Origin of the sequence: Candidatus Pantoea rara (assembly GCF_051136265.1) — a bacterium.
GTDB classification, from domain to species: domain Bacteria; phylum Pseudomonadota; class Gammaproteobacteria; order Enterobacterales; family Enterobacteriaceae; genus Pantoea; species Pantoea rara.
On sequence record NZ_CP194942.1, the window covers coordinates 2,489,734 to 2,507,584 of the forward strand.

The following is a 17,851-nucleotide window of genomic DNA, read 5'->3' on the forward strand; positions in this document are numbered from 1 at the left end:
ATGCTTAGACCCCGGCCAAAACATGCCTTTTGTTTCCCTTCTGCCGGAGCTTCACTGATGACAGCACAACCTCAGAAACTAACCCTGCGTCGCCCTGACGACTGGCATATTCATCTGCGTGACGATGAGATGCTCAACACGGTCCTGCCCTATACCAGCGCGGTGAATGGTCGTGCCATTGTGATGCCTAACCTGGTGCCACCGGTGACCAGCGTGACGGCAGGTGAAGCGTACCGCGACCGCATCCTGGCGGCGCTGCCCGCCGATCACGCCTTTACGCCGCTGATGACCTGCTATCTGACTGACTCGCTGGATCCTGATGAGCTTGAGCGCGGTTTCACCACGGGTCTGTTCACCGCGGCTAAACTCTACCCAGCGCACGCCACCACTAACTCCAGCCATGGCGTAACCAATATCGCGTCGATTGCCCGCGTGCTGGAGCGGATGCAAAAACTCGGTATGCCGTTGCTGATCCACGGCGAAGTCACCGATGCACATATCGACATCTTTGACCGCGAAGCGCGGTTTATTGAAACCGTCATGGTGCCTCTGCGCAGCCAGTTTCCGGCACTGAAGGTGGTGATGGAGCATATCACCACTCAGGACGCCGCTGACTATGTCGCTGATGCCGATGAGACGCTGGGCGCAACGATTACACCGCAGCATCTGATGTTTAACCGTAACCACATGCTGGTGGGCGGTATTCGTCCGCACCTCTACTGCCTGCCTATCCTTAAGCGCAACGTGCATCAGGAGGCGCTGCGCAAAGTGGTAGCAGGCGGTAATCCACGCTTCTTCCTCGGCACCGACACCGCGCCGCATCTGCGTCATCTCAAAGAAGCCAGCTGCGGCTGTGCGGGCGTTTTTAATGCGCCGACATCGTTGCCCGCCTACGCCACCGTTTTTGAAGAGCTGAACGCACTGGAACATTTCGAAGCGTTCTGTTCTGAGAATGGCCCGCGTTTTTACGGCCTGCCGCTGAATGAAGGGACAATTACGCTGGTCCGTGAGCCCTGGCAGGTGCCTGAATCAATCGCGCTCGGCAGCCACGCCCTGGTGCCGTTCCTGGCGGGTGAAACACTCAACTGGCGCATCGCATAATTTTACTTGCCTCCGGCGCGCCAACACTGTAAATATATACAGCATCTTAACCGGAGGCTATTATGCGCGTTGAAATTACCGTATCCAATACCCGACCTCTTCCTGCTGGCGCGATTGAAGCGTTAAGCGATGAATTATCGCGCCGCATTGATGAACAGTTCCCTGACTCGACCAATCACGTCAAGGTTCGTTATGCCAGTGCCAATAATCTCAGCGTGCTGGGCGGTGGAAAAGAGACGCGCGACCAGATCAGCGAAATCCTGCAACAGACGTGGGAAAGTGCTGATGACTGGTTCATTACTGATTAACCGCCACTGTGCTTTTTTTCCGGGTGTCGCCACCCGGTTTTTTTATCTTTTCTCCCCTCTCGCACTTCCCTCTCGCTGCATCTAGACTCTTAATGATCAATGCCCTATCCTTGCGCTCGTCACGCATAACAGGAGGTGCGCACCATGACTACTGATAAACCGGAAGAGGCGATGACCTTTGGTGAGTTGTTAGCACTGATTGGTGATCAACAGCGTCGTTTGACGGTGCTGGAAAATGCTTTTTCCAGTCTGATTTTCTGTCTTGACGATCGTGCCAGTCAGCTGCTGGTGCACAATCTGTCGCTGGAAGCCCAAAATCAAAACCATGATGAACAGCTTCAGCAGCACTTTGCCCGTCTTGCAGAAACCCTGCAGAAACGCGGCGGCGGTATCGTACCTGAAACCCCGACATTGTAAGCATGCTCACGCGGCTTAACCCGCTATTTGCCTGCCCATTGAATAGTGATTAAAATGCCTGCCCGCCAGGCATTTTATTTTTTCCTCCCCGCCTTTCAAACGTAAATATTCTGTGAGAAGCTGACTCACGGCCTTTTTAAAGCAATGATTCCCTGGTTTACTGTTATAATAGTTTTGCTATTGGAATAAAAAAGCCGCATTGAACCTCACCATGCACTTCGTTTAACGAGTAATAAGGAGGTTATAATGGACAGAAGAAAAGACGTTATTCAGACTCATCCGCTGGTGGGCTGGGATATCAGTACCGTTGATAGCTATGACGCCATGATGATCCGCCTGCACTCGCTATCGTCGCAGGATCAAAAAGAAGAAGAAGCGGATGTTGGCCCGACTTACTGGCTGACAACGGATGTGGCAAGGCAATTTATCTCGATTCTCGAAGCGGGTATCGCCAAGATAGAATCAGCCGAGCAGATAGAACGACTCCTCAAAAAGCATTAATTTCTGCCGCATTCAAGAGGCGCCCTCAGGGGTGCCTTTTTCGTTTCTGTTTCTGGTATGCTTTTGATTATCTGTCCCTTTAGAGCGTAGTTACCATGATTTATGATCTTATCGTTGTCGGCAGCGGCTCAGTGGGCGCGGCGGCAGGCTACTATGCCACCCAGGCTGGTTTATCAGTCCTTATGATTGACAGCGCCCATCCTCCCCACAATCAGGGCACGCATCATGGCGAGAGCCGTCTGATTCGTCACGCCTACGGTGAAGGCGAACGCTATGTTCCCCTGGTCCTGCGGGCGCAGACGCTGTGGGATGAGCTGGAACAGCGTGCCGGTGAGCGCATCATGCATCGCAGTGGCGTACTTAACCTTGCGCCTGTTCAGTCGTCCTTTATCCAGAACGTAATCGACAGCGCCTCCCGCTGGCAGCTCAACGTTGAGATAATGCAGCCCGATGAAGTGCGCAAGCGCTGGCCGCAAATCAACGTGCCTGACGGCTATCTGGGCGTCTTTGAGCCTGATTCCGGCTATCTGAAGTGTGAGCAGGCCGTTCGCAGCTGGATCCAGCTGGCGGAACAGGCGGGCTGTGCGCAGCTGTTTAACTGCCCGGTCTCTGAACTGGGTCGTGATGGCGATCTGCAGCAGGTCACCACCCTGGATGGTATCTACCGGGGCCGCAAAATGCTGGTCAGTGCCGGAACCTGGGTTGGCAAATTAGTGCCTGGTCTGCCTGTAGCACCGACCCGCAAAGTGTTTGCCTGGTATCAGGCCGATGGCCGCTACAGCGAAAACAATAAATTTCCCGGCTTTACCGTGGAAATGGCGGATGGCAGCCAGTTTTATGGCTTCCCGGCGGATAACAACGCACTGAAAGTGGGGCGTCATGATGGCGGTCAACTGATGCAGCAGCCTGAGGATCGTAAACCTTTTGGCGCGGTAGCCGCCGATGGCAGTGAAGACTTTGGTTTCCTCCGTCAGTTTTTACCTGGCGTGGGTGTCTGTCTGCATGGCGAAGCCTGCAGCTACGATTTCAGCCCGGATGAAGACTTTATTATTGATACGCTGCCGGGTGAACCTGATCGCTTATTAATTACCGGCCTCAGCGGGCACGGGTTTAAATTTGCCAGCGTATTAGGCGAACTGGCTGCAGAGTTTGCCCAGCAAAAACCGTTCTCATTTGATCTGGCGCCTTTCAGCCTTTCACGCTTCTGATTCTGAAAACGGGTGGCATCAGGCTGCTGCCACCCGAATGACACTAATTGACGGAAACTGAAGATTGCTGACATAACAGTCCTGCGTTATTTCGCCCTTATCGTTAATTCCCGCCTTTTTGCGTTGACCATCCTCCCGTCAAAAAAACTTATTCAATAATATTGCGTATCTCTGGTCATTTTTATTCAACCTTTTCACATCAGTAACAGAAATTTATAGAAGCGTAAGGACGATTGCTTTTATATTTCATAATGTGGATGCTTATTTCAGATTATTTCTTAATGAAAAACCCATTATGTTATTACGCAATTCACCTTATCAGTTTGGACTGGTTGCCGTGTTGCTGCACTGGTCAATGGCGCTGGCAATCTATGCCATGTTTGCGCTGGGATTATGGATGGTGGGACTGAGCTACTACGATAGCTGGTATCACGACGCGCCGGAGATTCATAAAAGCATAGGCGTGATTCTGCTGCTGACGCTGATTGTTCGTCTGGTGTGGCGTGTTATTTCACCGCCACCCAAATCGCTCAGCAGTTATTCCCCACTGGTACGCATCAGTTCAGTAATGGCCCACCTGCTGCTGTACACCCTGCTGCTGGCCATTCTGATCAGTGGCTATTTAATCTCCACCGCCGATGGCAAACCAATCCCGGTATTTAACTGGTTTACCCTGCCCGCGCTGTTTAGCGGCGCAGGCGAGCAGGCTGACCTTGCAGGCAACATTCACCTCTGGCTGGCCTGGACGGTTGTGGTCCTGTCAGTGCTGCATGGTCTGGCTGCGGTAAAACATCATTTTATCGATCGTGATAGCACCCTAAAACGGATGTCAGGTTTACGCATCTCTTCTCCCTCTGAAAAGGATAAATAATATGTTTAAGAAGACGCTGCTGGCGATGAGCGCTGCCAGCCTGCTGCTCGGTTCGATGACCGCCAATGCTGCAGACTACAAAATCGATAAAGAGGGCCAGCATGCCTTTATTCAGTTCCGTATTCAGCATCTGGGTTACAGCTGGCTTTACGGCACCTTTAAAGATTTCGATGGCAGCTTCACCTTTGATGAGAAGAACCCTGCGGCAGATAAAGTCGACGTCACCATTAACACCAGTAGCGTCGATACCAATCACGCGGAACGTGACAAGCACCTGCGCAGCGCTGATTTCCTGAATACCAGCAAAAACCCGCAGGCCACGTTCAAATCCAAAGAGGTAAAAAAAGAGGGTAATGAGCTGAAGATTACTGGCGACCTTACGCTGAATGGCGTGACCAGACCGGTGACGCTGGAGGCGAAAATGCTGGGTGAAGGTAAAGATCCGTGGGGCGGCTACCGCGCTGGCTTTGAAGCCGAAGGGGAAATTGCACTGAAAGACTTCAACATCACTAAAGATCTGGGGCCCGCTTCGCAGAAGGTGCAGCTGATGATCTCGGTTGAAGGTGTGCGTCAGTAAAAAACACGCCGCCTGAAGCTGACTTCAGGCGGCCACGCTTATTTCCTGACTGGCGAGGGAATGGTCATGTTTAACAGGCCACGCGACTTGTTAAAGATCTTGTTGCCATTCTCACGTCCCACCCGGCGAGCACGTTGCTCTTCCGGAGAGAGTTTTGCCTCTTCCTGACAAATCGGGCTGCAGCAGTTTTCAAACTTCTCTGCGCAGCTTTTGCACTGAATAAACAGCAAATGGCAGCCGTCATTGACGCAATTGACGTGGGTATCACAGGGTTCACCGCACTGATGACAGTTCGACAGTACGTCGTCAGAAATCCTTTCACCCATCCGCTCATCAAACACAAAGTTTTTGCCTTTAAAGCGTACCGGTAATCCCTGCTCACGCGCGCGTCGGGCATATTCGATGATGCCGCCTTCGATGTGATAGACATCCTCAAAGCCATTATGCCGCATCCAGGCGCTGGCTTTTTCACAGCGAATCCCGCCGGTGCAGTACATCACGATCTTTTTATCTTTCTTGTCCTGCAGCATATCAACCGCCATTGGCAGTTGATCACGGAAGGTGTCAGCAGGCACTTCCAGCGCATTATCAAAGCGACCCACTTCATATTCATAGTGGTTGCGCATATCCACAAACAGGGCATCAGGATCGTCCAGCATGGCGTTAACTTCTGCCGCTTTCAGATACTGGCCTACATCGCTGGCATCAAAACTGTTGTCTTCAATGCCGTCCGCCACAATGCGGTCGCGCACTTTCAGACGCAATACCCAGAACGATTTTCCATCATCATCCAGCGCAATATTCATTCGCAGGTTGTTCAGCGCCGAATCAAAGCCATACAGCCACGCTTTCATCGTTTCATACTGGCTGGCTGGCACGCTAATCTGCGCATTGATACCTTCGTGCGCCACATAGACGCGGCCAAACACCTTAAGTGCCGTCAGGCCAAGGTAAAGCGCGTCACGGAATGCTTTGGGATCGGCAATCTGGAAATATTTATAAAAAGAGACAGTGGTGCGCGGCTCAGTTTCAGCCAGCATGCGCGCCTTCAGCTCTTTATTGGAAACGAGGTTATGTAACACTGGCATGGTGTTCTTTCCTGTTATCAATAGGAGAAATTTAGCGGGCACATGATACCTGATTTCACCGGGATGCAAAGACCAGTGTCAGAATTGAACATTAACTGCTGTTTTTTCCGGCGCTATCTGTTGCGTTAACAGCAGCATGCTCTGTTAGTAATATTTATACGTACGGTAAAAACTGGCACAATGGGGCAATACAATGAGATATCAGCACCGCACGGTGCGCGACGCAGGAAAAATTACTTTCACATGACCCAGTTGCCTCAGTTTTCACGAGAACTGCTTCACCCGCGCTATTGGCTGACCTGGCTGGGTGTCGCTTTTCTTTATCTTTTGGTGCTACTTCCCTACCCCCTGCTCTATGTTCTCGGCTGCAATATTGGTCGAATTGGGATGCGCTTTATGAAGCACCGCGTCAGTGTTGCGCGGCGTAATCTGGAATTAAGTTTCCCGGATATGCCAGTAAATGAACGCGAAGCGATGGTTAAACACAATTTCGAATCGGTTGGCATGGGATTGATTGAGACCGGTATGGCGTGGTTCTGGCCTGACTGGCGCATCAATAAATGGCATAAGCCTTCCGGGCTGGAACATATTCAGCAGGCGCGGGACAGTCAGCGTGGCGTGCTGCTCATCGGCATGCACTTCCTGACACTGGAAATTGGTGCGCGCATGTTTGGTATCCATAACCCAGGCATTGGTGTCTATCGTCCTAATGACAATAAACTGATCGACTGGCTGCAGGTTAAAGGCCGGATGCGATCCAACAAAAGCATGCTGGACCGTAAAGATCTTAAAGGCATGATCCGGGCGCTGAAGCAGGGTGACATTATCTGGTATGCACCCGATCACGATTATGGTCCGCGCAGCAGCGTCTTTGTGCCCTTCTTTGCCATGCAAAAAGCAGCAACTACGGTGGGAACTCATCTGCTGATCCGCACCGGTAAACCGGCTGTCATTCCTTTCGTGCCGCGTCGTCTGCCTGGCGGTCGGGGTTATGAACTGATGATACTGCCCGACATCAGCGGCGAATTTACGCTGGAAAGTGATGTCGCCACCGCAGCCAGAATGAATCAGGTGGTTGAAGAGGGTGTGCTGCTGGCACCTGAACAGTACATGTGGCTTCACCGCCGCTTCAAAACCCGCCCCGAGGGCGAACCGTCCCGCTACTAATGTGTTCGCGCTAAATGTCGGTCAGGCATTTAGTGCGTTTTACGGCATTTCCTGCTAAATAAATACGTCGCTCATCGCTACGTTATCCTTTAAGCAAAACCGCAGGTCCAGTAATTAATGAACTCCTGAAATAATAATATAACGCCTCTCTATTTAAAATTAACTCCGCTAATCAATTTAAAGGTCACAAAGCGCTATTCAGCCTGTTTCTGTTTTTATTAATTAATAGTGCAGTGTGTTCTCTTAAATAAGTGATGGCGCTGATTATTCTTTAAGCCAGGCCTAATCCTATTTAGCCAGTCTTAATGGTGTCTTACCGCTTATGAATCGATTAAAATTAACTTAGATTACAAGCTATTGCCTTGCGGATTTGGCTTATATTCCAATTTACATCTTTTTAACAACCCAATAGACCGTTATGGCATTTGAAGTCATTTACGCTTATCGGTAATTTCTCCCATGACAGTCAGACGTCTAACGGCTCCGACCAAAATTATAAAAAGACAACACAGCAAACCTCTAATGGGACAATTAATATGAACAAAGGTCTCTACTATTACGTCACTATTGGTACCGATCAGGACAATTATCATTTTCTTCATCGTAAGGGGTGCAAACGTATGCCTGACAAAGAAGAGGTCATATTCATCGGCACTTTATATAACCTGAGTCAGGCTCTCTCTATCGCCAGAATTAATTTTAAGAAAGTTAAACCCTGTATAAAATGCTGTATCCGCTACTCAGCCCCCGTGATTCATGACTCTGTGCAACCCGTGCTGCACTTCCCGCAAAAGATGATCTGACCCTGACTGGCGGGAAATGGTTTATTTCCCGCCAGTTACACTGGCACGCCCTTCCCCTCCCCTGAATTTCGTCTATCCTTCACTGAAATCCAATGAATTTGCAGTTAATGAACCCGGTAAGGAGAAGATCGATGAGCATGTACAGTACGTTAGAGGAAGCGATTGATGCTGCACGTGAAGAGTATCTGGCTAATCACCCTGAGGTAGATGAAGACGAAGCATCGATCAGCCAGTTTGGCCTGCAGAAGTATGTGATGCAGGATGGCGATATTATGTGGCAGGCTGAGTTCATGGCCGATGAAGGTGAAGCGGGCGAGTGTCTGCCGTTCCGCAGCGGTGAAGCCGCACAGGCCATTTTTGATGCTGATTTCGACGAAGTTGAACTGCGTCAGGAGTGGTTAGCGGAAAACACTCTGCATGAGTGGGATGACGGCGAGTTCCAGCTTGAGCCGCCGCTGGACACCGAAGAAGGTGAGGCCGCAGCGCAAGAGTGGGAAGATGATAACAGCGACTCCGATCGCAGTTACTCGTAAGGACCGTGACTGGCATCCACCGGTAATAACAGGGTGTCAACCACCAGCGACAGCGGCAAATCGAGGATCGTTAAGACCCGCCACCCGCTGTCGCGTACATCCCACTGTACGCCCGGGTAATACTGGTTACCGTGCCCCTGCCCGGGGAAGGTCCGACTGATGATACTGCCGCATCCGCTTAAACAGAGCACTGCTGTTGTGACAACACCCGCCTTTAAAAACGCTTTCACCACTGATACCCGCCATGAACAGCCGTTAAGAACGTCACGCGCTGCCCGCGGTGACTGCCAGCTAACAATTTATCAGCGAATCGCTGTTTTAATCCCATAAAAAAAGCGGCATCGCTGCCGCTTTTTCAGATTACGCGTTTTTTGCCAGCGCGTTGGGGTTGAGGTTAAGTTTCTGATAACTCTCTACCCACTGATGATACTTGTCCGCATTTGCCCAGAGTCGGGTATGAACACGGGCCAGCACCACCGGATCGCTGATCAACTGCAGACGCTGTTCGCGGCCCAGTTTATCCGGCGAATCACTCAGCGCCTGGTCCACGCGGCGGTCACGTGCATAGTCCAGTAGCTGACTTTGCCTGTGACGCGATGTCGCCAGTGCGGTTGCAAGCGCGTTAAAGGCAGGATGGAACAGGGCATGCATAAAGCCATTTTCCAGCGCACGTTCACGGTTCAGCAGCACATAGCGATCGGTATCCACCAGCTCCTGCGGCGGCGAGTACTCTTCCGGGATCAGGAACAGTTTGGCTTTCTTGCTCTTAATACCCAGTGTTGAGCGGCTCGACATCACCGAAACGAACGGCGACAGGATCAGTGAGAAGACGATCGGAGCCAGCCACCACAGGAAGTTAAGATCCAGCAGTCCCATTCCTGTCGCCCACACCAGACCTAATGCCATCTGCGAACCGTGACGTTTAAACGCCTCGCCCCACGGAGTGGCATCGTCATCACGCTGCGGTGAGTTCCACACCACTTCCCATCCGAGGAAGGCGCTGACGACGAACACCGTATGGAACAGCATACGCACCGGTGCCAGCAGCACCGAGAACAGCGTTTCCAGAACCAGTGAGGCCAGCAGGCGCAAAGGACCCCCGTAAGCCTTCGATCCTTTAAACCAGATCAACACGACACTCAGCATCTTCGGCAGGAACAGCAGCACCATGGTGGTCGAGAACAGCGCGATCGCCAGCTCCGGACGCCACTGCGGCCAGACCGGGAACAGCTGCCTTGGTTGCAGGAAGTAGGTCGGTTCCATTAGCGTATGCACCACCTGTAAGGCAGTGGAAAGGGCCAGGAACATAAACCACAGTGGAGCCGACAGATAAGACATAACACCAGTCAGGAACACCGCACGGTGAACCGGATGCATTCCTTTTACCAGGAACAGGCGGAAGTTCATCAGGTTACCGTGACACCAGCGACGGTCACGCTTCAGCTCATCCAGCAGGTTTGGTGGCAGCTCTTCATAGGAACCCGGCAGGTCATAAGCAATCCAGACGCCCCAGCCAGCACGACGCATCAACGCAGCTTCTACGAAGTCATGCGACATGATTGAACCGGCAAAGGAGCCTTCGCCCGGTAACGGTGCCAGCGCACAGTGCTCGATAAAGGGTTTCACACGGATAATCGCGTTATGTCCCCAGTAGTGAGACTCGCCCAACTGCCAGAAGTGCAGGCCGGCTGTAAACAGCGGGCCGTAGACGCGGGTCGCAAATTGCTGACAGCGCGCATAGAGCGTATCCATACCCGATGCTTTCGGCGACGACTGGATGATCCCGGCATTCGGGTTAGCATCCATCATGCGCACCAGACCGGTGAGACACTCCCCGCTCATGACGCTATCGGCATCCAGCACGACCATGTAGCTATAGTTGCTGCCCCAGCGACGACAGAAGTCATCGATGTTGCCGCTTTTACGCTTCACACGACGGCGACGACGGCGATAGAAAATCTTGCCTGCCCCACCGACATCCCGCACCAGTTCCATCCAGGCTTTCTGCTCGGCAATGGCGATATCCGCATCGTAACTGTCGCTGAGGATGTAAACGTCAAAGTGTTCAGCGTTACCTGTGCGAACCACGGATTCCCATGTCGCACGCAGACCGGCGTAAACACGCTCAACGTCTTCATTACAGATCGGCATAATCAGCGCAGTACGATGTGCCGGGTTAAGCGGCTCATCTCCCACGGTTGAGTAAGAGATACTGTATTTGTCACGTCCAATCAGCAGTTGCAGGAAGCCCATCAGGGCCGTCCAGAAGCCGGCAGAGACCCAGCAGAAGAGTATGGCGAACAGGAACAGAATACCCGTCTGCAACAGATAAGGCAGAATCTGCATCACCGACTGCTGCCAGTTCTGATTGATCATCTCCATCGGGTCCAGAAGCGTCCAGCCCTGATAAGGCAGAATGCTCTTCATGTACCAGGTAGCGACCACAGTCTGGAAAATGGTCAGGATCAGCAGAATGTAGCGGCGAATTGAACCGACATGACGCCACTTCTCCTCGGCACGCCGCTCTTCCGCGTTGGTATAACGCGGAATCGTTTTGTGTCCACGCAGTGAGTCCCAGGCACGGGCAACCGGGTTGGTACGCCACGCTTCCGGGAACATCAGTGAGCGTTTGACCTTCGGCATCGCTTTCAGCGTGGTGCGGTCAAGATAATCTTTACCCAACTGCTGACCGTCGGCCAGCGAATCGGGCCAGGCCATTTCAACCCGCGATGAGACCGATTTTAACGGCGCATCATCGGGACGATCACTGGCTGCGACATCCCTGCCCAGCGCATCATGGATGAAGTGGAACTCGCCGGCATTCTGCAATGAGGTGCTCAGGCGTGCCTTCCCTGCCGCATCCAGCGGCAGAGATTCCACATAACGTTGAGGTGTAAAAGTCGATTTATTCATTGGCAGGTAACTGATAGCTCCAGGTTTCCGTCAATGTCTTGTCGCCGCTAACCAAGGCCGCACGCATTTCAGTGGACTGCTTGGCATCTTTCACACGCAGACGCAACACCAGACGCCAGCCTTTGGTGACCGGGTTATAACGTACGCTCTGCTCAACCACATCAGCATTTTTACCCACGCTGACCTGAGGTGCCACCTGACTGTTTTCCGCCATCTTGCTCATGTCTTTACCCACGAAGTCGATGGTGAAAGCCACGGTGCCATCCGGCTGACGCACCAGATTAGACTGCTTCACGTCACCCGCTGAACGCAGGGTATTTTTGACCCAGGCGGTATCATCGGAGTGCAGCTGATTTTCGTCACGCGAGAAGTGCAGACGATATTTGAAGTTCATCTCTTTGCCAGGCTCTGGCAGCGTCTCTGGCGTCCAGAACGCAACGATGTTGTCGTTGGTTTCATCTGCCGTCGGGATTTCAACCAGTTCAACCCGGCCTTTACCCCAGTCGCCAATGGGTTCAACCCAGCCGCTTGGACGCAGATCGTAGCGGTCGTCAAGATCCTGATAGTTGTCAAAGTCACGCCCACGCTGCAGCAGACCAAAACCTTTTGGATTCTCAATGGTAAAGGTGCTCACTGCCAGATGACGCGGGTTATTCAGCGGACGCCAAATCCACTCCCCGTTACCATTGTGGATAGAGAGACCGTCAGAGTCGTGCAGTGCCGGACGGAAGTTATTTACCGTCGAGGGCTGGTTCTGACCAAACAGGAACATACTGGTCAGCGGTGCAATACCCAGTTTGCCGACGTTATCACGCAGGTAAACTTTAGACTGCACATCAACTGTCGACGCTTCACCTGGATGCAGCACGAAGCGATATGCACCCGCCGCACGCGGCGAATCAAGCAGTGCGTAGATCACCAGCTGTTTGTCCTGAGGTTTAGGACGCTGAATCCAGAACTCTTTGAAGCGCGGGAACTCTTCACCGGACGGCAAAGCAGTATCAATGGCCAGTCCACGCGCTGACAGGCCATAAACCTGACCGCCACCGATTACACGGAAATAGCTTGCGCCCAGGAAACTGGCGATCTCATCGTTTTTACCCTTGTTGTTAAGTGGGTAAAGCACTTTGAAACCCGCAAATCCGAGGTTTTTAACCGCTTCCGCGTCATGTTTTACATTACCGAAATTAAAATAATCGGGGTTGTATTTAATCTCGCGTACTGCACTGCCAGTCACTTCGTTGATCTGCACCGGGGTATCGAAATACATGCCCTGATGATAGAACTCCAGCTTGAATGGCGTGCGCAGTTTGCCCCAATACGCTTTATCGTGGTTAAACTGGATCTGCTGATAATCAGCAAATTTCATTTCACGAAATTGAGAGGGTAAATTGCTTTTAGGCGCTTCGAAGCTTTTCCCTGCCAACGCTTTGGCTTGTTTGGCTACATCATCGATGTTAAACGCCCAACTGTTATTGGCGTACAACGCCAGCAGAACTGCAGTACCAATCCAGCGTACCTTCAGCAGTCCGGCTTTATTTTTTTCTTTAGTCGGCACATCCCCCCCTTTCGTGTGCTTAAATCAAACCCGTTTATCTTAAAGGATTATTCGGTTTTCCGACAGCTTATGCGCAACATTGTTCCCGCATTTCGTCTGGCCTTACGCTACTTTTAGGACAATTAGACACTACGGATTCCACTGATAGTATACCTGGTTTATCCCAGGTAGAATTTTCACAGAGCATAATCCGGTTTCAGGGTGAAACCGGTCAAACGTACTAACGAACTGGAACTTTATGAGTACTGTAAAACCTGAACGTGAATACTTCCTCGATTCCATCCGCGCGTATCTGATGTTACTGGGGGTGCCGTTTCACGTTTCCCTCATCTACTCCGCGCAGAAATGGGCTGTCAATAGTCACGAGGCGTCGTTATGGCTGACGCTGCTGAATGATTTTATTCATGCGTTTCGTATGCAGGTGTTTTTTGTCATCTCCGGATACTTCTCCTACATGCTGTATCTGCGCTATCAGCCACGCCGCTTTCTGAAAGTGCGTCTGGAGCGCGTGGGGATCCCCTTACTCACCGCCATTCCCCTGCTCACGCTGCCGCAATTTTTCATGCTGAAAGAGTGGACAGATAAGCTGGCTGACTGGCCCCGCTTCACGCCCTATCAGAAGTTTAATAATCTGATGTGGGAGCTGATTTCGCACCTGTGGTTCCTGGTGGTGCTGGTGATGCTGACCACGCTGGGCATGGTGACATTCCGCTGGTTGCGCGATCAGCATCGCACCATTGATTACACGCGGGTTGGCTGGAGTGCACTGGCTGCTGGCGTGCTGGCGTGGGCGCTGGTGTGGTGTGTGTTCCGCCGTCTGGTGTTTATTTTCCAGCCTGACTGGCTGATGGATGGCTTGTTCAACATCGTTGTAATGCAGACGCTCTTTTATCTGCCGTTCTTCATGCTGGGCGCCCTGGCGTGGAAGCATCAGCCGCTGAAACTGCTGTTTGTGCGGTTTAATCCGGTGATGTGGATCGGCGCGGTAGTGATGTTTGTCGCCTACTGTACTAATCAGCGTCTGAGCAGTGGCGATGGCTGGTTGTATGAGCTGGATGCGATCATCACGACGCTGATGGGCCTCTGCATGCTGAACGTTTGCTTCTGCTTTGGTCACAAACTGCTGAACGCGCATTCGCCGCGCATCATGTATCTGGTCAATGCGTCACTGTTTATCTATCTGGTGCACCATCCGCTGACGCTGCTGTATGGCATTTATGTCACGCCACGGATTGAAAACAATACGCTGGGTTTCTTCGTCGGCCTGCTGATGGTGTTTGGCATCGCGTTTCTGCTTTACGAGATTCACCTGCGCATTCCGCTGCTGCGGTTCCTGTTCTCGGGTAAGTTTGAGCGCAGGCAGGCCGGAAAAGGGCATTGATGGTATTGCCTGAAGACAGCGAATAAACACAAGGCGATGGGAGCAAACTCTCATCGCCTTGCGTACAGCGAGCAGGCTCAGGGAGCAGGTACCCTTCGCTTTACGTCCAGAAATTGTCTGTGATAAGCAATCTGTGGTTTTGGAGCCCACTACGTTGAACAGCCCAGCTTACAGCAGCCACTCAATCGGCAGTCGCCACACCAGCCTTACCTGCAGGCGCTGCCACCAGGAGCAGCCCGGCTCGTGTTTATGCACAATCTGCTGCGGCTCATCCGGATATTCCAGCCAGTTTACCCTTCCCCACTTATCCAGCCGTAACGTCCAGGCCCGATCACGCATTGACTGGCTGAAGCGCTGATGCGTCTCTGCGGCAAGTGCCGCACTCTCAATGACCAGCCCCATCTCGGTATTCAGCACCGCTGAACGGGGATCGAAGTTAAATGAGCCGATAAACAGCGTCTGTTGATCCACCGAGAAGGTTTTGGCATGCAGGCTGGAGCCGGAGTTACCGGTTAATCCCCGGTCGTGCGGGGCATCAGGCACGCCTGTCTGCGGTTTCAGTTCATAGAGGGCGATGCCATGACGTAGCAGTTTTTTGCGCCACTTGGCGTAACCGGCATGCACGATCGACACATCGTTGGCCGCCAGCGAGTTGGTCAGAATGGCAATTTTTACCCCTTTGCGCTTCAGCGCAAGCAATTGAGCCACGCCTGCACGCGTCGGCACAAAGTAGGCAGAGATAATATCGAACTGCTCCTGCGGGGTGCCAATCACTTCCAGCATCCGTTGTGGCAGCAGGCTTTTGGCACGCGCTTTACCCAGCCCTTTACGCGGATCGTCGCTCAGCAGCCGCGCTTTTGCCCAGGTCAGGTCCAGCGTGCCCTCTTCCAGCTCCTGCAGCAGTGAGGAATTTTCCAGCCGCTGAAGGTAACGCTGCACCGGCTCACTGTGACGCCATTCAGGCGGCAGACTCACGCTATCCTCTTCTGGTTCATCTTCATCCAGTACCTGCTGCAGCTTTGATACTGGCTTGCTCCGCCAGTAGCGCTCAAAATCCTCTGCGACCTCTTTCACCACCGGACCAACCGCCATTACGTCGAGATCGGCAAACAGCGGTTCATTGCCGGTTCCGAAATATTCGTCGCCGATATTGCGTCCCCCTACCACGGTTGTGACACCATCCACCGTAAAGCTCTTGTTATGCATGCGACGGTTCAGACGGGCAAAATCGGTGAGATACCCCAACGCGCGCAGAGTGCGAAACGAAAACGGATTAAACAGCCGTACCTCGATGTTGGGATGGCGGTTGAGCTGGGCCAGCGTATCGTCCAGACCCGGTGTATTATTGTCATCCAGCAGCAACCGCACCTTCACGCCGCGACGGGCCGCCTCCAGTACGGCGCTAAACAGCAACCGGCCAGAGAGATCGTTTTGCCAGATGTAGTACTGAATATCGAGTGAACGCTCTGCTTTTTGTATCAGCAGATAGCGGGCAGCAAAGGCATCCAGCCCGTCGCTTAGCTGATGAACACCGCTCAGCCCGGGATGATGCAGACACTCTGGCTCCAGCTGGGTTTCCAGCCAGCTGGACCGTTCCAGTGACGGGGAGAGCTCAAACGCTTCGGTCATGACAATTCCCTGTAAAATGCAGTTATTTTTATTATTCCCCGGCCCGACCTCAGGCGCCATACCACTGTTCCGATTGAGTGAACGGTCACGGGCGTTTTTTAGTCTAGACTTAACCGGACGATCTGTGACCGGCATTAGCCCGGCAGGAGAGGAATATGTCTCATCAACCCCCTACAGATACCCGCCAGCGCTACCATCCCAGCCTGTTTCGCAGCTTTTTCCAGGGCAGTTTCCCCTGCTCCACCGCCTGCCGTACACCGGGTAAACGGCTCGATATGGTCTTCAGCAGTGGACACGACATGCTACTGGAAAAAGATTATGCCGCGCTGGCTGAGCAGCACCTGCTTACCGCCCGCGACGGTGCCCGCTGGCATCTGATTGAAAAGATCCCCGGCCAGTATGACTGGCAAAGCTTTCTGCCGATGGTAGAAGCCGCGCGACGTCAGGAGATTGAGATCATCTGGGAGCTGGCGCACTTTGGTTATCCTGATCATCTTAATATCTGGAAAGCCGAATTTGTTGAACATTTTAGTCGTTTCGCCCGTGCTATGGCACAACTGATGCGCGATGAGGGCATTGAACGCCCCTTCTTCACGCCGGTGAATCAAATCTCTTTCTGGTCATGGGCCGGCGCGGATGTCGCCTGGTTCAATCCCCACGCTGCGAATCGCGGTAAAGAGCTGAAGCGCCAGCTGGTCCGTGCCTCGCTGGCGGCGATTCATGCCATTCGTGACGTTTATCCGGAGGCGCGCTTTGTCCTGACCGACCCGCTGGTACAGATTGCGCATCATCCCGATAACCCGGACAGCAAACCCTATGCCGATGCGCAGCATCAGGCGCAGTTCGAGGCCTGGGATATGCTTGCCGGTCGTGTCGATAAAGAGTTAGGCGGCAGTGAAGATTGCCTGGATATCCTCGGCCTGAACTACTATCCCGACAACCACTGGTTTTTCCCCGATCAACCGATGTCCCTTGACGATCCGGCGCGCGTTCCGCTGCACATTTTGCTGGCGCAGTGCTGGCAGCGCTACCAGCGGCCGATGCTGATTGCCGAAACCGGCGCAGAGGGCGACGCGCGCGCGCCCTGGCTGCAGGAGATCGGTGAAAACGTGGCAGTGGCGCTGGATCAGGGTATTGCGATAGAGGGCATTTCGCTCTATCCGGTGGTGGAGTATCCCGCCTGGGCGGATGACAGGCGTTCACCGGGTCCGCTACTGGGATTGGCCGACCCCAATGGCAACCGTAACCTGCATGAGTCACTGGCGCTGGTGTTGCGCAGTCAGCAGATTAAGTTCGCCACACGCAACGCGTGATCAGACGTGTTGAGAGGGGGGCTTTTTCGGGTAACAGGAGCGAACGTCGAGAGAAGGCTCGGCAGGATGACGAACATCGGTCAGCCACACCATGGTAAACAGGAAGGTGACCCCGATCAGACAGGCGGCCAGCAAACCGATAATTGCGATTAACTTGTCATCTCCGGAGTCCATCGCCTTCTCCTTATTCAATCCGTTGAATCCCTGTGCGTGTCAGCTCATCCAGAGCGTAATCATCAGGACAAAGATTATAAGCGTTACTGAGGTCACCACAAGTACCACTATCGCAAAGTGCGCATCGTCAAGTGACTGGCGAATCGGCTCATCGTGATCGTCGGGTGGCGAGGGCAAAGACATAACTATCCTGTAAAAAATAGGGGCCGCCGGGTGTGATGCGGTGAATGACAGTGTAAATGAAAGGCTGTTTATCGTCCGGTTCTTTCGTCCGAAAAATAAACTGGCCCATGCCTGCGCAGCACGGGC

Annotated in this window: 19 protein-coding genes; 12 read left to right on the forward strand and 7 right to left on the reverse strand. The window is 52.8% G+C overall.

Annotated features, from left to right (window positions below):
- The first annotated feature begins 57 nt into the window (after positions 1-57).
- The 7 genes from pyrC to ACR8BF_RS11780 all read left to right on the forward strand — a co-directional run bounded on the left by pyrC (position 58) and on the right by ACR8BF_RS11780 (position 4,983).
- Entirely contained in the window at positions 58-1,101 is a 1,044-nt protein-coding gene (pyrC, locus tag ACR8BF_RS11750) for a dihydroorotase (RefSeq protein ID WP_434744989.1), read from the forward strand.
- Between the two features lie 62 nt (positions 1,102-1,163).
- On the forward strand, positions 1,164-1,409 hold the full coding sequence (gene dinI, locus ACR8BF_RS11755; RefSeq protein WP_003849907.1) for a DNA damage-inducible protein I: 246 nt from the start codon (positions 1,164-1,166) through the stop codon (positions 1,407-1,409).
- Positions 1,410-1,553: 144 nt separating this feature from the next.
- Positions 1,554-1,826, forward strand: a complete 273-nt coding sequence (locus tag ACR8BF_RS11760; RefSeq protein ID WP_090962284.1) for a hypothetical protein — start codon at positions 1,554-1,556, stop codon at positions 1,824-1,826.
- Between the two features lie 246 nt (positions 1,827-2,072).
- A complete protein-coding gene (gene bssS / locus ACR8BF_RS11765; protein ID WP_010246399.1) occupies positions 2,073-2,327 on the forward strand; it encodes a biofilm formation regulator BssS in 255 nt (84 codons plus the stop codon).
- Positions 2,328-2,422: 95 nt separating this feature from the next.
- Positions 2,423-3,535, forward strand: coding sequence for an N-methyl-L-tryptophan oxidase (gene solA / locus ACR8BF_RS11770; RefSeq protein WP_434744990.1), 1,113 nt, complete (start codon positions 2,423-2,425; stop codon positions 3,533-3,535).
- 295 nt (positions 3,536-3,830) lie between these two features.
- Positions 3,831-4,406: a cytochrome b gene (locus ACR8BF_RS11775; protein ID WP_314983544.1), complete on the forward strand. Its 576-nt coding sequence runs from the start codon at positions 3,831-3,833 to the stop codon at positions 4,404-4,406.
- 1 nt (position 4,407) lies between these two features.
- Positions 4,408-4,983: a YceI family protein gene (locus ACR8BF_RS11780; protein ID WP_292990882.1), complete on the forward strand. Its 576-nt coding sequence runs from the start codon at positions 4,408-4,410 to the stop codon at positions 4,981-4,983.
- Between the two features lie 38 nt (positions 4,984-5,021).
- Here the strand turns inward: ACR8BF_RS11780 and ACR8BF_RS11785 are convergent, their stop codons facing one another.
- A complete protein-coding gene (locus ACR8BF_RS11785; protein ID WP_434744991.1) occupies positions 5,022-6,071 on the reverse strand; it encodes a rhodanese-related sulfurtransferase in 1,050 nt (349 codons plus the stop codon).
- A gap of 243 nt (positions 6,072-6,314) precedes the next feature.
- Here ACR8BF_RS11785 and ACR8BF_RS11790 point away from each other — a divergent pair, with 243 nt between their 5' ends.
- From ACR8BF_RS11790 to ACR8BF_RS11800, 3 genes are all read left to right on the forward strand, one after another.
- The gene (locus ACR8BF_RS11790; protein WP_179896095.1) at positions 6,315-7,238 is read left to right on the forward strand and encodes a Kdo(2)-lipid IV(A) acyltransferase; all 924 of its coding nucleotides are present in this window, start codon (positions 6,315-6,317) and stop codon (positions 7,236-7,238) included.
- Positions 7,239-7,774: 536 nt separating this feature from the next.
- The gene (locus tag ACR8BF_RS11795) at positions 7,775-8,041 is read left to right on the forward strand and encodes a hypothetical protein (RefSeq protein ID WP_255434135.1); all 267 of its coding nucleotides are present in this window, start codon (positions 7,775-7,777) and stop codon (positions 8,039-8,041) included.
- A 131-nt stretch (positions 8,042-8,172) separates the two neighbouring features.
- Positions 8,173-8,574, forward strand: coding sequence for a MysB family protein (locus tag ACR8BF_RS11800; protein WP_179896096.1), 402 nt, complete (start codon positions 8,173-8,175; stop codon positions 8,572-8,574).
- On the opposite strand, the gene ACR8BF_RS11805 is transcribed toward ACR8BF_RS11800, so the two are convergent.
- The 3 genes from ACR8BF_RS11805 to ACR8BF_RS11815 all read right to left on the reverse strand — a co-directional run bounded on the left by ACR8BF_RS11805 (position 8,565) and on the right by ACR8BF_RS11815 (position 13,015).
- Positions 8,565-8,804, reverse strand: a complete 240-nt coding sequence (locus tag ACR8BF_RS11805; protein ID WP_313701785.1) for a YceK/YidQ family lipoprotein — start codon at positions 8,802-8,804, stop codon at positions 8,565-8,567. The genes ACR8BF_RS11800 and ACR8BF_RS11805 overlap by 10 nt on opposite strands.
- A gap of 130 nt (positions 8,805-8,934) precedes the next feature.
- A complete protein-coding gene (gene mdoH, locus ACR8BF_RS11810) occupies positions 8,935-11,487 on the reverse strand; it encodes a glucans biosynthesis glucosyltransferase MdoH (RefSeq protein WP_434744992.1) in 2,553 nt (850 codons plus the stop codon).
- Entirely contained in the window at positions 11,480-13,015 is a 1,536-nt protein-coding gene (locus ACR8BF_RS11815; protein ID WP_179897116.1) for a glucan biosynthesis protein G, read from the reverse strand. Before ACR8BF_RS11815 ends, mdoH begins: the two co-directional genes overlap by 8 nt.
- A 268-nt stretch (positions 13,016-13,283) precedes the next feature.
- Between ACR8BF_RS11815 and mdoC the strand changes: the two genes are divergently transcribed.
- Positions 13,284-14,426: a glucans biosynthesis protein MdoC gene (mdoC, locus tag ACR8BF_RS11820; RefSeq protein ID WP_179896099.1), complete on the forward strand. Its 1,143-nt coding sequence runs from the start codon at positions 13,284-13,286 to the stop codon at positions 14,424-14,426.
- 168 nt (positions 14,427-14,594) lie between these two features.
- Here the strand turns inward: mdoC and ACR8BF_RS11825 are convergent, their stop codons facing one another.
- Positions 14,595-16,055, reverse strand: a complete 1,461-nt coding sequence (locus ACR8BF_RS11825; RefSeq protein ID WP_434744993.1) for a phospholipase D family protein — start codon at positions 16,053-16,055, stop codon at positions 14,595-14,597.
- Between the two features lie 155 nt (positions 16,056-16,210).
- Between ACR8BF_RS11825 and ACR8BF_RS11830 the strand changes: the two genes are divergently transcribed.
- Complete coding sequence (locus ACR8BF_RS11830) at positions 16,211-17,368, forward strand: beta-glucosidase (RefSeq protein WP_434744994.1); 1,158 nt, start codon at positions 16,211-16,213, stop codon at positions 17,366-17,368.
- Here the strand turns inward: ACR8BF_RS11830 and ACR8BF_RS11835 are convergent, their stop codons facing one another.
- Together ACR8BF_RS11835 and ACR8BF_RS11840 are read right to left on the reverse strand one after the other, a co-directional pair.
- Positions 17,369-17,542, reverse strand: coding sequence for a hypothetical protein (locus tag ACR8BF_RS11835; RefSeq protein WP_179896102.1), 174 nt, complete (start codon positions 17,540-17,542; stop codon positions 17,369-17,371).
- Between the two features lie 39 nt (positions 17,543-17,581).
- Positions 17,582-17,725 carry a hypothetical protein gene (locus ACR8BF_RS11840; protein WP_179896103.1) on the reverse strand — a complete coding sequence of 48 codons (144 nt, stop codon included), beginning with the start codon at positions 17,723-17,725 and terminating at the stop codon, positions 17,582-17,584.
- Positions 17,726-17,851 lie beyond the last annotated feature (126 nt).

Excerpts from the sequence above, each read along its gene's own strand:
- pyrC (WP_434744989.1), top strand. The coding sequence starts at position 58 with ATGACAGCACAACCTCAGAAACTAACCCTGCGTCGCCCTGACGACTGG.
- dinI (WP_003849907.1), top strand. The coding sequence starts at position 1,164 with ATGCGCGTTGAAATTACCGTATCCAATACCCGACCTCTTCCTGCTGGC.
- ACR8BF_RS11760 (WP_090962284.1), top strand. The coding sequence starts at position 1,554 with ATGACTACTGATAAACCGGAAGAGGCGATGACCTTTGGTGAGTTGTTA.
- bssS (WP_010246399.1), top strand. The coding sequence starts at position 2,073 with ATGGACAGAAGAAAAGACGTTATTCAGACTCATCCGCTGGTGGGCTGG.
- solA (WP_434744990.1), top strand. The coding sequence starts at position 2,423 with ATGATTTATGATCTTATCGTTGTCGGCAGCGGCTCAGTGGGCGCGGCG.
- ACR8BF_RS11775 (WP_314983544.1), top strand. The coding sequence starts at position 3,831 with ATGTTATTACGCAATTCACCTTATCAGTTTGGACTGGTTGCCGTGTTG.
- ACR8BF_RS11780 (WP_292990882.1), top strand. The coding sequence starts at position 4,408 with ATGTTTAAGAAGACGCTGCTGGCGATGAGCGCTGCCAGCCTGCTGCTC.
- ACR8BF_RS11785 (WP_434744991.1), bottom strand. The coding sequence starts at position 6,071 with ATGCCAGTGTTACATAACCTCGTTTCCAATAAAGAGCTGAAGGCGCGC.
- ACR8BF_RS11790 (WP_179896095.1), top strand. The coding sequence starts at position 6,315 with ATGACCCAGTTGCCTCAGTTTTCACGAGAACTGCTTCACCCGCGCTAT.
- ACR8BF_RS11795 (WP_255434135.1), top strand. The coding sequence starts at position 7,775 with ATGAACAAAGGTCTCTACTATTACGTCACTATTGGTACCGATCAGGAC.
- ACR8BF_RS11800 (WP_179896096.1), top strand. The coding sequence starts at position 8,173 with ATGAGCATGTACAGTACGTTAGAGGAAGCGATTGATGCTGCACGTGAA.
- mdoH (WP_434744992.1), bottom strand. The coding sequence starts at position 11,487 with ATGAATAAATCGACTTTTACACCTCAACGTTATGTGGAATCTCTGCCG.
- mdoC (WP_179896099.1), top strand. The coding sequence starts at position 13,284 with ATGAGTACTGTAAAACCTGAACGTGAATACTTCCTCGATTCCATCCGC.
- ACR8BF_RS11825 (WP_434744993.1), bottom strand. The coding sequence starts at position 16,055 with ATGACCGAAGCGTTTGAGCTCTCCCCGTCACTGGAACGGTCCAGCTGG.
- ACR8BF_RS11830 (WP_434744994.1), top strand. The coding sequence starts at position 16,211 with ATGTCTCATCAACCCCCTACAGATACCCGCCAGCGCTACCATCCCAGC.
- ACR8BF_RS11835 (WP_179896102.1), bottom strand. The coding sequence starts at position 17,542 with ATGGACTCCGGAGATGACAAGTTAATCGCAATTATCGGTTTGCTGGCC.
- ACR8BF_RS11840 (WP_179896103.1), bottom strand. The coding sequence starts at position 17,725 with ATGTCTTTGCCCTCGCCACCCGACGATCACGATGAGCCGATTCGCCAG.